This is a genomic window from uncultured Winogradskyella sp. (assembly GCF_947495255.1).
Classification (GTDB): Bacteria; Bacteroidota; Bacteroidia; order Flavobacteriales; family Flavobacteriaceae; genus Winogradskyella.
The window spans coordinates 31,078-44,298 of record NZ_CANLYI010000010.1 but is presented as its reverse complement, the minus strand read 5'-3'; the positions used below and the strand labels follow the sequence as shown (position 1 = coordinate 44,298).

General features: G+C 30.8%; 9 protein-coding genes. 3 read left to right on the top strand and 6 right to left on the bottom strand.

Annotated elements, in window-relative coordinates:
* Window positions 1-43 precede the first annotated feature (43 nt).
* Together Q0807_RS16070 and Q0807_RS16065 are read right to left on the bottom strand one after the other, a co-directional pair.
* Entirely contained in the window at window positions 44-2,104 is a 2,061-nt protein-coding gene (locus Q0807_RS16070) for a tetratricopeptide repeat-containing sensor histidine kinase (RefSeq protein WP_299111648.1), read from the bottom strand.
* A gap of 330 nt (window positions 2,105-2,434) precedes the next feature.
* A complete protein-coding gene (locus tag Q0807_RS16065) occupies window positions 2,435-3,568 on the bottom strand; it encodes a glycosyl hydrolase 53 family protein (RefSeq protein WP_299111646.1) in 1,134 nt (377 codons plus the stop codon).
* A 129-nt stretch (window positions 3,569-3,697) separates the two neighbouring features.
* Here Q0807_RS16065 and argS point away from each other — a divergent pair, with 129 nt between their 5' ends.
* The 3 genes from argS to Q0807_RS16050 all read left to right on the top strand — a co-directional run bounded on the left by argS (window position 3,698) and on the right by Q0807_RS16050 (window position 8,015).
* Window positions 3,698-5,479 (top strand): arginine--tRNA ligase, encoded by a 1,782-nt coding sequence (gene argS / locus Q0807_RS16060; RefSeq protein ID WP_299111920.1) that lies wholly within the window; start codon window positions 3,698-3,700, stop codon window positions 5,477-5,479.
* An 84-nt stretch (window positions 5,480-5,563) separates the two neighbouring features.
* Entirely contained in the window at window positions 5,564-6,622 is a 1,059-nt protein-coding gene (locus Q0807_RS16055; protein ID WP_299111644.1) for an AraC family transcriptional regulator, read from the top strand.
* A gap of 94 nt (window positions 6,623-6,716) precedes the next feature.
* On the top strand, window positions 6,717-8,015 hold the full coding sequence (locus tag Q0807_RS16050; RefSeq protein WP_299111642.1) for a carboxypeptidase-like regulatory domain-containing protein: 1,299 nt from the start codon (window positions 6,717-6,719) through the stop codon (window positions 8,013-8,015).
* A gap of 114 nt (window positions 8,016-8,129) precedes the next feature.
* Here Q0807_RS16050 and Q0807_RS16045 read toward each other — a convergent pair whose 3' ends face one another.
* The 4 genes from Q0807_RS16045 to Q0807_RS16030 are packed head-to-tail and all read right to left on the bottom strand — an operon-like array spanning window position 8,130 to window position 13,193.
* Complete coding sequence (locus Q0807_RS16045; protein ID WP_367180269.1) at window positions 8,130-8,678, bottom strand: YfiT family bacillithiol transferase; 549 nt, start codon at window positions 8,676-8,678, stop codon at window positions 8,130-8,132.
* Window positions 8,678-9,952, bottom strand: coding sequence for an acyloxyacyl hydrolase (locus Q0807_RS16040; protein ID WP_299111640.1), 1,275 nt, complete (start codon window positions 9,950-9,952; stop codon window positions 8,678-8,680). The genes Q0807_RS16045 and Q0807_RS16040 overlap by 1 nt, the downstream gene beginning before the upstream one ends.
* A 42-nt stretch (window positions 9,953-9,994) precedes the next feature.
* Complete coding sequence (locus tag Q0807_RS16035; RefSeq protein WP_299111638.1) at window positions 9,995-12,304, bottom strand: TonB-dependent receptor; 2,310 nt, start codon at window positions 12,302-12,304, stop codon at window positions 9,995-9,997.
* On the bottom strand, window positions 12,297-13,193 hold the full coding sequence (locus Q0807_RS16030) for a FecR family protein (protein WP_299111636.1): 897 nt from the start codon (window positions 13,191-13,193) through the stop codon (window positions 12,297-12,299). Before Q0807_RS16030 ends, Q0807_RS16035 begins: the two co-directional genes overlap by 8 nt.
* Window positions 13,194-13,221: the final 28 nt, after the last annotated feature.

Genomic DNA, 13,221 nt, shown 5'->3' with positions numbered 1-13,221 from the left:
TCTAAAATTTTAGAAGCTAAATATAACTAAAAAAAGATTAGACTTAATTATTTGTTTTAGGTAGCTCTACAAAGAATTTACTACCAACATTTTGGGTGCTTTCTACCCAAATTTTACCATTGTTAAGTTCAACTAAATCTTTAGCGATGGTTAAACCTAGACCAGTGCCTTTTTCATTTTTAGTACCAGCAGTTGTGAAGTTTTTGTGAGAAGCAAATAGCTTGTCAATATTCTCTTTAGCAATACCAACACCAGTATCTTCAATGCAGATTAATGTTTTGCCATTAACCTCTTGGTTAGAAATTGTGATAACATCACCTGTTCTACTAAATTTAACTGCATTTGTAATTAAATTCTGTACAACAATCTCAACCATACTGCGATCAGCATAAACAAAACCAGATTGAGATTCATCAATAAGTACAATACGTTTATCCTCAACTTTTTGTTCTACTAGAGCAATTTTAGTATGAAATACATCCTGAATATTAAATAATTCTGGTTTTGGTTCTAAATTTTGAAGTTGTGATTTAGACCAATTTAATAAGTTATATAAAAGTGAGTTGGCATTGTTAGCGTTTTCACTTAGCTCAGGTATTAATTCGTAAAATTCTTCTTTAGAAATACTATCTTCTTTCAATAAATCTAAAAATGCTTTTATTGATGAAATAGAATCTTTGAGATCATGAGAAACAATAGAAAAAAGTTTGTCCTTTACCTGGTTAACTTCTTCCAAATGGTGAGTTTGCTCTAAAATAGCTTCTGTTCTTATTTGCTCTTGTTCTAACTTGTTTTTTTGCTTTTCTAGTTCTTCCTTGTGCGATTTTGTTTTTGATAATGTGTAAACTAAAAAGGCTAGTGATAATGCTAAAGCAGCTATGAGTCCATATATAAGTACTGAATTATCGCTCCAAGATGTATTGATTTCAGGTTGATTAATTTCGTTCTTAGTATTTAATTCAGGGTTTTCTTTAGCTGGTTTTTCTTCAGTTGTTAAATCTAAAGGGTCAACATCAGTTGGAAAAACAGGTTGGTTAATTTTAGATAAGGAATCTTTTAAACTGTAAAATTTGTTCTGCCAAAAGAAAGCATTTTCAAAATATCCACGAGTAGAATCTAGAGCAATGTGCAGTTTGTAATTTTCGAGAAGCTCTGTTTTATTATCAATTTTTTGAGCAATAGCATAGGCTTCGTTAAGTTGCTTTTCTGCTAATTTCACCTTTTTATTCTGTAGGTTTAAGTTTCCAACAGCATTTAATGCTCTAAGAAGACCTTCTTTATTGTTTTGCTTTCGGTTATATTTTAATCCTTCAACTAGATATTCTGAAGCCTTATCGTATTCTTTAAAACGCAAGTATTCACTTCCTAATTTTGGTAGGATTTCACCTCTCAAATCCTGGTCTGTTTTAGGGTTTAGAATATCTAATGCTTTTTCGTAATACTCAATTGCTTTTCTATGTTCTTTTAATAAAGAGTAAAGTTCAGCAATATTTTTAGTAGACATTTTAATGCCGTCTTTATCTTTAATCTGCTTACTGACTTCTAAAGCCTTAAAATTAAATTCAATTGCTTTATCTATTTGATTGGTTTTGTAATAAGCTTCTGCTAGATTATGATAAGCAGCACAAAGTTCAATTTTAAGATTTTGTTTTTCGAATATAGAAATTGCAGATAATGAGTTTTGTAAACCTACAGTGTAATTTCCACGTTTTATTTCAAGAAGCCCTATGTTGTTACTCACCTTAGCAACACTTATAGTATCTTTAATTTGTAAGTATAATTCTCTAGATTTATTGTAATTATCTATGGCATTAAAATAGTCGTTTCGTTCCGTGTAAATTACAGCTCTAAAATAGTTGGTTTCCGCTAGCCCTTTAGTGTAATTTAATTCTTTAGCTAGTGTGGATGTTTTATTAACAAATAGTAATGCTTTGTCGTATTCTTTAATTTGGTAGAGTTCATTGATGAGCGCAAGAGACCTGTCTACTTTCGTAGAGTCTGCGTTTTGATATGCTAACTGAACAGTTAGTTCGTCTATTTTTTCGTTTTGAGAAAAAATAACAAACGTCATAAGACAAGCAGCAAATGTTAGTATCTGCTTCATCTTAATATAGCATTAAAACGTATTGCGCTGTTTTGGTGCGAAAAACTTTTATTGAGGGAAATAAAAAGTAAGTTGACACAAAACAATAACAACTTGGTTAAAGTTTCATCATTAAGTTTCATTAATGTTTGGGACATTAAATTAATAGCAAATCAAAAGTGCCACTATGTATACAAATATGCTAATATTTAGGGTTTAATACGAATATATTAGACGAACGGTTGAATAAATTATTATTTCAAATCTTGATTTCGATAAACGGCATATAAATAGGTAGTATTACAGTTTCATCGATGAAATGCATCTTCTGTTTATGGTATTGTATTTTAATTAGTTAGAGTTAAATACATCCATCATAGGAAGTGCTTTTAGGTTGAAGTCAAATACACACTGATTCTCCCAAGAACTGCCGTTTGTAGAGGTGTTTTCATTACCACTAAAAGCAACCCAATCTGGTGCCCAATAACAAAAACCAATACCTCTATTGTTTGGTATATTTTTTATGGTTGTAATTAACCATTCCATGTATGCTTTTTGTCCTTGTGGTGTTGGTGAAAATTCAGGGATTATTTGATCTAAACTTCCTATGTAATTATTTTCATCATCATTCCAATCTAGTGTAAACGGATAAGCAACTTCTACCATTAAGATATCTTTATTGAATGTTGTTGCTAAGGTGTTTAATTTTGAAGCAACTATTACTAAATCTTTAGTTTGAAATTGTGGATAATATGATAATCCAATCATATCAAAATCAATATTATATACTTGAAGCTCATTAAAAAAGTATATGGAATTTTCAACACTACTATGATGTAGCATTATTTTAACATGGTCTTCCGTATCTATCTCTCTTACGGCTCTTATAGCTTCTGAAACTAAATCTGCATAATTAATCCAATTGTCGTTAAATTCATTCCATACTTTACCATGATTCCATAGAAAACCACTATCGGTTTCGTTACCAATCTGAATTATTTCAGGCAAAGTATTCTGTGTTTTTAATTGCTGTACTACATTTTTGGTATAATTATAAATAGCAATTTTTAATTCAGCTAAAGATAAATTTTGCCAGGCTGAAGGAGGAGTTTGTGTACTTGGGTCTGCCCAGAAATCGCTGTAATGAATATCTAGAAGGAAATTCATATCCTTGGCCTTAATTTTAAGAGTATAAGCCATTACATCTGCTAAGCTATTTTGTCCATTTTGAGGCGTATGCCAAAGTTTTAGTCGAACAAGATTTGTCCCCTTAGACTTTACATAGTCGAGGAGTTCAACAGAATTGCCTGCTGTATCTTTATAGTCAATATTATAATTTTCTAGCTCACTTTGAAACGATAAATCCATACCTCTGTAAAAAGTTTCTTCTACTGGTAAATCGTCTTCATTGTCAGAATTATCACTGTTAGAACAAGATATTATAACAATCAATAAAATAGGAAATAGATGTTTTATTAATTTCATTTTTATCTGAGATATAGAGCTTTTTTTTGCCTATATCAAAGTTAAGTAATTATGTCTTTACAGAATTCTAATAAAACAATAAAACTTCTATCTTTGCAAGCGTTTAAAACGCCAAAATATAATAGAATTATGACGCTTCAAGAGACTTTAGAATTACATGTGAAAGCAGCGATTAAAGCGTTGTTTCAATCGGAATTAACATCCGTAGAATTTCAAGCGACTAGAAAAGAGTTTGCGGGAGATATTACAGTTGTTGTGTTCCCAATGTTGCGTGTGGTAAAAGGAAATCCTGTTGTGATAGGAGAACAAGTAGGTCAGTATTTGCTAGATAATGTTGAGTTGGTAAAAGGATTTAACGTTGTAAAGGGCTTTTTAAACATTGAAATTAATGATTCTTATTACCTCAATTTTTTTCAGTCTGTAAAAAATAAAGCGGATTATGGTTTTGTTGAGCAGAAGGATGATAAAGCGGTTATGGTAGAATATTCTTCGCCAAACACCAATAAACCTTTGCATTTAGGACATGTTAGAAATGTTCTTTTAGGTTATAGTGTTGCTGAAATTTTAAAAGCCTCAGGTAAGAAAGTTTACAAAACTCAAATTATTAATGATAGAGGAATTCATATTTGTAAGAGTATGTTAGCTTATCAGAAATTTGGACAAGATGAAACACCCACTGAAGACCTAAAAGGAGATAAGCTAGTTGGGAATTATTATGTGAAGTTTGACCAAGAATATAAAGCTGAAATGGCAGAATTAGTTGCACAAGGCCAATCTGAAGAAGACGCAAAGAAGAATGCACCTTTATTATTAGAAGCCCAAGAAATGCTTATTAAATGGGAAGCAGGAGATAAAGAAGTTGTTGGCCTTTGGGAAAAAATGAACCAATGGGTTTATGATGGCTTTGAAGTGACTTACAAAAATATTGGTGTTGATTTTGATACTTATTATTATGAAAGTAACACCTATTTATTAGGAAAGGAATTTGTTGCAGAAGGTTTAAAAACGGGTGTCTTTTTTAAGAAAGAAGATGGTTCTGTTTGGTGCGATTTAACCGAAGATGGTTTAGATGAAAAGATAGTATTACGTAGTGACGGAACTGCGGTTTACATGACACAAGATATCGGTACAGCTATTCAGCGTATAAAAGATTATCCAGATGTTGGTGGTATGGTTTATACGGTTGGTAATGAGCAAGATTACCATTTTAAAGTTTTATTCTTAATCTTAAAGAAATTAGGATTCGATTGGGCAAAAAATCTATTTCACCTAAGTTACGGAATGGTAGATTTACCAAGCGGAAAAATGAAGAGTAGAGAAGGAACTGTTGTAGATGCTGATGATTTAATTCAAGAAATGGCTGATACGGCAGAAGAGATTTCTAACGACTTAGGTAAACTTGAAGATTACAATGAAGACGAAAAGAAGTCGCTTTATAAAACGATAGGTTTAGGTGCTCTTAAATACTACATTTTAAAAGTAGACCCTAAAAAACGAATTTTGTTTGACCCTAAAGAGTCTATCGATTTTCAAGGTAATACAGGTCCTTTTATTCAATATACTTATGCAAGAATTCAGTCAATTTTAAGAAAGGCAGATTCCGATAACATTGCTACAACGTCTGTTGACGATGCTATTGTTATGCACGAAAAGGAAAAACAGTTAATTAAACAATTAGAATTGTTTCCAGAAGTAATACAAAATGCAGCAGAGCAACATAGCCCTGCATTAATTGCTAATTACACTTATGATTTGGTAAAAGAGTTCAATTCTTTTTATCAGAATATTTCAATTTTTGGAGCTGATACAGAATTAGAAAAGAGCTTTAGAATTGATTTATCAAGATTAGTAAGTCAAACAATCAAAAATGCATTTCAGGTATTGGGAATTGAAGTTCCTGAGCGTATGTAGTCGTATTGCTAATTTGCAATTGTACACCCACTTTTTAGTAACCCAAAAATAAACCTTAAATTGTAGCAATTCAATTAAGGTAAATTGGCAATTGTTCGTTACATATTGTTTGCTCAAGTATTTGTTGCATTTTTTGTGGCTGGAGGTGTTTTTTTTAAAACAAGACAGCTTAGAAATGTAACCCTATCCTTGCTTATTGCGCTTGTAGGTTTCCATATTGTTTTATTTTTATTTGGTTCTGGAGCATTAGTGACTTTGTATCCAGAATTTAAAAGTTGGTTTTATTTTGAAGTGGCCCTACTTTTTGGACCATTAGTTTTTATTCATTTACAATGTCTTATTTTTAATAAGAGCAAATTAAAAGCATTAGATTATTTACACCTTTTTCCTATCCTCATTTTTTGGATGGGTTATGGCGATGTTCTCTTAATGGAAGGTACTGCTCGTGCTCAGTATATTAATGAGCATTTCTACTCTCGCACCATGATTTGGAATTATCTATTAGCGTTTCAAATGATGGTGTATGCAATTGGGTCTTCAATTTTTCTTTATTTACATAGAACTAAATTAACACATAAACGCTTTCAGTATGCCTTGTTTTTAGTTTTAGCTTATGTCTGTTCTTCTGTTCTTATTTCATATTTAACCCATTTTGCAAATGGATGGCGAGATTTTGCATCATATTATGTAATTCTCACTTTTTTGATTTTTGGTGTGGGTTACTTTTTAGTCAAAAATCCGGATTTATTAATTCAGATTAAAAAGAAATATTTCAGCTCTAATCTCAGTGAAAAAGACATGAAAAGAATTCGTTCTAAAATTGAAAAAGCTTTTAAAATGGATCAAGTTTTTTTAGATGGTAGTTTTAATATTTCAGGATTAAGTGAGTTGTTAAATGAAAAGCAGCATCATGTTTCTCAGACGTTTTCAGAGCTAATATCTGAGAATTTTAATGACTACGTTAATAAGCATAGAATTGAGGTGGCTAAACAATACCTACACGATTCTAATTACAAACAATATAAAATTGAAGCTATAGCTTTAGAAAGTGGTTTTAATAATAAAGTGACGTTTTATAAGGCGTTTACTAAGTTTGCAGACCAAACACCATCCGCTTTTAGGAAATTAAAAAGTGAAGAATAATAATTGTTTACGGTTTTACAAGCTGGTTTTTTAAGCCTCAAATTTGTTTTTTGTAATTTAGTAAGACTTAAAAAGCTAAATATATAGAACTGTTATGGAAAAAAAACACACATTAAAAATTTATGTAAGTACAGTTATTTCAATATTCTTTTTGGCATTTTCTCTCAATGCTCAAACTGATTTTAAGGAATACAACGGAAAAGTCATTGATGGTCGTACCAATAAAGCTTTAGAAGCTGCTAGTTTAAATATTAACGGAACTAACATTGGTACTATTTCAAATTCAGAAGGGGAATTCACCCTAAAAGTACCAAAAAATTATGCAGATGCTAAAGTGATGATTTCACTCTTAGGTTATAATACTTATGTGATTCCTTTGTCGGAATTGTCTAAAGAAAAATCAACTATAGAACTATTTGTAGCGGTAACTAAATTATCTGCTGTTAGTATTTCTGCATTTAAGGATGCTAAAAGCTTAATTAAAAAAGTGTTTGATGATAAGAATAGAAACTTTCAGAATGAATCTATTTATATGACTGCTTTTTACAGAGAAACTATAAAACGAAGAAGTAGAAATGTATCACTAACAGAGGCTGTTGTAAATATTTTAAAACAGCCAAATGATTCTAAGACTGAGGACGCTATTCAGTTAGGGAAAGCAAGAAAAAGTACAGATTATAAACGTTTAGATACAGTATCAGTAAAATTGCAAGGTGGACCTTTCTCTACTATTTATTTAGATATTATGAAATATCCTGAATATATTTTTACTGAAGAAAGTATTAGTTCTTATCAATTTAATTTTGATGAACCATCAACTATAAACAACAGAAACGTTTATGTGGTAAATTTTGTGCCAAAGAATAACGATTCTAAAGTAAATTATACGGGTAAACTTTTTATTGATGTAGAATCTTTAGCTCTTGTTAGTGCCAATTACGCACTAGATGTTAGTGATGTTAGAAGAACTAAAAATTTATTAGTGAGAAAAAAGCCTAGTGACATTGAGGTTTATCCTTTGGAAGCAATTTATAAAGTAGATTATAAGGCTAAGGGTAATAAATGGTATTATAGTTATTCTAATTTGAGTTTAAAATTTAAAGTAAATAAAAAACGCGAATTGTTTAATAAGGTATACACCCTGTCTAGTGAAATGGCTGTTACTGATTGGGAAGTGAATACTGCAGAAAAGAAAATGAGAAATAAGGATAAACTTAGACCTTCAGTTATAATAACAGATGCTATTTCAGGATTTTCAGACCCTAATTTTTGGGGAGAATTTAATCTTATAGAACCAGATAAATCAATTGAGTCTGCAATAAATAAAATTAAAAAAGGGATTGAAAAGCAAGAGCAACGTGAAAAAGGAAAAACAGTAAACGGCAGACCATAAATTATTATTTAATGATTTGTCTGTTTGAGCGCAGTCGAAAACTTTAGACTAGAGAGTTCTATTGTTTGTCGACTGCGTTTTTCTATTGAGATATTTTAAGAGAACGACTTTTTATTAAAACAGCCCTTTAGCCTTTAAAGCCTGTGTAATATGTGCAAGATGATGATTGCTGTGCCAAGCATAAGTTCCTATAGTTTCTTCTAGTGTAAAGCGTTTACCGTGTTCTGGATGTATGAATTCTAGTTTTAATTCCTCTTTGGTAAGATTTTTAAGTAGAACTCCTAGTTTTTTATGAACGCCTTTTAGTATTGAAATTGAAGATTCAATAGGTTCTGAATAATCAACTAAGTCTGCAAAACGGTCTTCAAAATAAGGTTTTATGGTTGGTGAGTTTTCAGTGAGTGCTAATTTAAATCTCAAAAGACTATTTATATGGCTATCCGCACAATGATGAACAACTTGCTTAATGGTCCAGCCATTTGGTCTGTATTTGTAATTTAGTTCTTTTTTGTTGAGGTCTTTAGTTAACTCAATAACTGTTTGTGGTAAAGCTTCAATCGATACTATCCAACTTTTAATGAGATCTTCATTAATAGTCGTAGGTTTATTAAATTCACCTATCGGGAATTTTAATTTGTATAATTCTTCTTCTGTCATAATCATTAATTCTTCTCTTTTAAATCAAAACGATAAACATAGCCTAAACTTAATTCTGTAAAATCTGCTTGACCGAGATTAGCATTAATATGTGCTCCAAAATAGATGTTATTCTTTGGAGCCTTGTCTGTTGACCATAAATAATATTTTAATCCCATTCTAGCAGAAACGGTTCGTTTTATTTCGTAATACCAATCTAATTCTCCTAAAACTTCAACAGTTTCGTTATTGCTGGTTTCATAAGAATACCCTTTGTTAAGTTTCCAATCTATTTTATAAAAAGGTTTGTAGATGTTTAATCCTAAATCAAATTCAAAACCAACATGATTAAGTAATAACTCGGAAGTTGCAAACAAGCCAAACGCTGTAGCATAACCAAAAGGGTTTTTTGTGTAATGCGGAAATTGTTCTTGTACCAATACTTCGTTATTATTTATGTAATCGTAATAATGCTCGTAAAATCGGTAGTAAAATCCACCTCCAAATTTAAAGGTGTTATTTATTATTTTTTCTGCAGAAGCAGTAATCGTAAATACCTCTTTTTTAGAATTAAACTTTTGGGATAACACGTTTTGTCCTAAACCAAACCTTAACGCAAAATAGATTTGAGATTTAGTTTTAAAAGTTGGTTTTTCGAAATTTGAAATATCTTCTTTTTTACCATCTATTTTAGCTGAGACACTTGCTGCTATAGAATTTAAACCTTGATTGGGCAAGTTTGTGTGTCCATTAGAATGGTGTAAGTAACCTAAGCCAAATCGCCAATCTGTGGTGTTGCTTTTAAAAACATCGTAATAGAAAAATGACCTAAAGGACCAATTTATTTTTGTAGTTATTGCTCTATTGAATTCATTGGTTGTTTCATCATATTGCGTATCCATATAAGAACTACCAAAACCAATTTGCAAGTTTAAACCATCTATACGTTTTTTTAAAATTGAAAATTCAATGAATGGTAAAATACTATAAGCATGACCAACATTTTCTGAGTTGCCAAAATCAGTGTAACCAAAAGAAATCCCTGTTTTAGGATAATTTAATCTTGCTGCCCATTCTTTATTTGTGTTAAGATTATGTTGTCCTAAACTAAAAAATAGATTTTTTTGGAGTTTAGTTTCTGGGAAATCTGTGTTAGCTTCTAGTGTTTTGCCAATTAGAATTTCTGGAATAAAAAATAAAGATGAATTTTTAGAATTGGAAGTCGTTTGAGCGAAACAACTTTGATACAAAACCACAAAAGTTAGTGCTATAATGAAACTAGTATAGTTTTTAAAATGCATTGATAAGTGTTGGTTGGTAATACAATAATACCATTTTAACCTCTAAAAACTAACTCTAAAACTAAGATTTGGTGTAAATTTTAAAGAGCGATTGTTGATTTTAATAATTGAATCATCAGAATCTAAACTATAATAACGATTGATAATATTGGTTTGGTTGAAGATGTTCCAAATAGAAGCACCAATATTTGCTTTGATTCCTTTTGATAGATTAAAATTATAAATAGCAGATATGTCAGTTCTAAAATAACTCGGTAAATTAGAGTTGTTAGGAGCGTCATATTCTATAACAGAATTACTATTATCTTGAGTTACAGAAGGCGTTGTGTAAGGTCTTCCTGAATGCCAATTCATACCAAAGCCAATTTTAAAATTGTCCAAGCTATAGGTAAGAGAGGCATTGGCAACATGTTGTAAATCTATGGTGTTTGGAAATGCGTTACCGTCGTATAAATTCTCAAAATGATAATCATTTTTACTAAATGAGTAACTTAGCCAAGTGCTGAAATCATTGACACGTTTATTGATAAGAAAGTCAATACCCTTAATGGTATAAGAGCCAATATCATTGATAAATTGATATTGGTTTTGAAATCCTTGGCTTTGGGCAGTTATATTACTCACGTTTTTATAGTAACCTTCAAATGAAATTAATAGATTGTTTTGATTGTAACTTAATCCGGCGGAAATTTGTTGACTTTTAATTAATGGGTTGTTAGTATCATTAGCTAATTGCCATCTTCGTTTTTCAATCCCTAAAAAATCTTGTTGTAAATCTATAATCTGTGTAATTGCCTGACTTTTTAATTCGCCTAAAATTTCGAGTCTAAAGTAATCGGATAACTTTTGGTTAAATGCAAAACGAGGTTCAATAATGAGTTCTTGTAATTTTCCGAAATAACTAATTCTGGCACCTAAACGTAAATGTGTGTTTTTAGATTTAGAGTAGCGTTCTACTTCCCCAAATACGGCATGTGTTCTTATAATTTCCTTTTTAAAGCTCATGAAATTTGGGTTAGTAACATTTTCAAAATTTGTAACACCAATTTCATTGAATTGATAACCTAGATTTACATTTAAACTTGGATTAACTGCATTAGAAATATCAATCCTTAGCCCATAATCTTCAACTTTATTCTCTTGCTCTAAACTTTGGTTATTGGTGATGTTTCTGTTTTTTGCATCTAAATCGTAATTAGAATAATAAATTTCAGTAGATAAATTAAGACCTTTTTTTAATAGCTTAGAATAGTTGGTACTTGCACCAAAACTTACTTGGTTGAGTTCGCTTTTAGTTTCTTGCAAGTCATTATCAGAGTTAATATAAACTTGGTTGTAGTCTAGGTCATTGTACATATTGAGAATATTAACACGTAACTTAGAAGTGTTATCAATATCATATAAAAATTTAGCATTAAAATCGTAGAATAAAAATCGTTCATCTAATGCTAGTTGCGTATTACTTGCAGCATTTAATTCAGAGTCTCTAAATATTCTGTCAAAGTAAACATCGTACGTTTTAGAAACTAATAGGTCTGTATAAGAACGTCTAATGGCTAATTGTAGTTCTGTTTTCTTTGTTAATTTTAGTTTAGTAAAGCCATCTATGCTAAGCATATTTCCTCCAATTCCTCCGCTGCTTTTATTGTCTAATTCCTCTGAGTTTTGTATTGCAATTGTACTAGATACTGCATTACCAAATTTAGCACTAGTTCCGTTTTTAGAGATAGTAATACTTTCTGATAGATAAGGATTAAAAGCAGATATTAATCCAAAAAAATGTCCAGATTGGAACATTCTAATACCTTCATATAAAATAAGATTTTGGTCATTTGTGCCACCTCTCACATTAATGTTAGAAATCCGTTCATCTACACTTATGATTCCAGGTAAATTCTGAACAATTTGTAAAACATCTGGTTCAATTAATCCGGGTAAAATTTCAAAAGCCTTTTTATCAGCTTCAATCGTTCCATTATTAGTTTTAGAAATACCTTTAGTAAGATAATTGGTAACTACAACTTCTTCTAAATGCTGAATGGCATTTTGTAAATCTGGAGTTTTAAGAGCTGTTATAACAATAAAACGTTCGCTTAAAACCTCAAAATTAAGTTTGGTAACAAGTTTTAGTTGAGTAACAACTTGCTGTAAGGATAACTCAGGATATAAGGGTGAGATTGAGATGCCTTCAATCGTTTTGGTTTCGTATGAAAACTTTACATTGTATTTCTCTTCAAGCTGTGTAAGAATTTGAGCAAGTGGTTGTTTTTCCTGTTGTTCCTGACTGTATGTTAGGTTACAAAAGGCAATGGTAATTATGAAGAAAATTAAACTAAGTAATTTTTTATTCACGCTTTAATAAGATAGATTTTCCTGATATACTATAGCTTAAATTTAATGGTATTGTAACAGATTTCAAGGCTAAATCTAAATTATTATGTGTAAAACTTCCTGTGAATAAACGCGACGTGTCTATTTGGTCTGTATGGATTTTAATACTGTATTGATTTTCGAACTCAGCAATCACATGTTTTAGGGCGACACTTTTAAAGCTACTTTCACCATGCAACCATATAGGTTGCACAGCGTTTTCTTTTTCATTTGCAAGTAGTTTCCCATCAATAAATGTGAATGTATGTCCTGGTTTTAATTTTATTGTTTTATTGTTGTGTGTAACGCCAACTAATCCTTCATAGCAGGTAACTTCAAAGTAAGACTCGCGTTGTTTTACATTAAATTGTGTTCCTAAAACGCTAACAATACCTTCTTCGGTAATTACATCGAATTTTTGACCTTTAGCAACTTTAAAAAAGGCTTCACCATTTAATTTTACTTCTCTATTATCTGACCAACTTTTCTCATTAAAAGACAATGAAGAATTCGCATTTAATTCTACAGTAGAATTATCTGGTAATGCAATCGTTGTTTGTTCTGCAATTATGGTATTAACCTCAGTGTCTAAATTTGAAGTGTACATATAAACACTAAGTGCTATTGCTAAAACGGCTGCAATTCTTAATAATGGTTTTAGCCATTGTTTTGAAGCTGGTTGCTCAGGTTTAAGCTTAGGCTTTAAGGCTTCGTAAGATTGGTTTATAGAGAATTCGGGCGCTTTAAAACCTTTTAAGGTCGCATCCATTTTGATTAAATCGTTATAATCCTCTAACTGCTCAAAAGCATTTTGCTCTTCAGTATTTAGGTTATTGTCTAACCACTTTTTTATGAGTTCTTCTCGTTTCATGTTCTTATTTCAATTATATAACAGCTAT

Excerpts from the sequence above, each read along its gene's own strand:
- Q0807_RS16070 (WP_299111648.1), bottom strand. The coding sequence starts at position 2,104 with ATGAAGCAGATACTAACATTTGCTGCTTGTCTTATGACGTTTGTTATT.
- Q0807_RS16065 (WP_299111646.1), bottom strand. The coding sequence starts at position 3,568 with ATGAAATTAATAAAACATCTATTTCCTATTTTATTGATTGTTATAATA.
- argS (WP_299111920.1), top strand. The coding sequence starts at position 3,698 with ATGACGCTTCAAGAGACTTTAGAATTACATGTGAAAGCAGCGATTAAA.
- Q0807_RS16050 (WP_299111642.1), top strand. The coding sequence starts at position 6,717 with ATGGAAAAAAAACACACATTAAAAATTTATGTAAGTACAGTTATTTCA.
- Q0807_RS16045 (WP_367180269.1), bottom strand. The coding sequence starts at position 8,678 with ATGATTATGACAGAAGAAGAATTATACAAATTAAAATTCCCGATAGGT.
- Q0807_RS16040 (WP_299111640.1), bottom strand. The coding sequence starts at position 9,952 with ATGCATTTTAAAAACTATACTAGTTTCATTATAGCACTAACTTTTGTG.
- Q0807_RS16030 (WP_299111636.1), bottom strand. The coding sequence starts at position 13,193 with ATGAAACGAGAAGAACTCATAAAAAAGTGGTTAGACAATAACCTAAAT.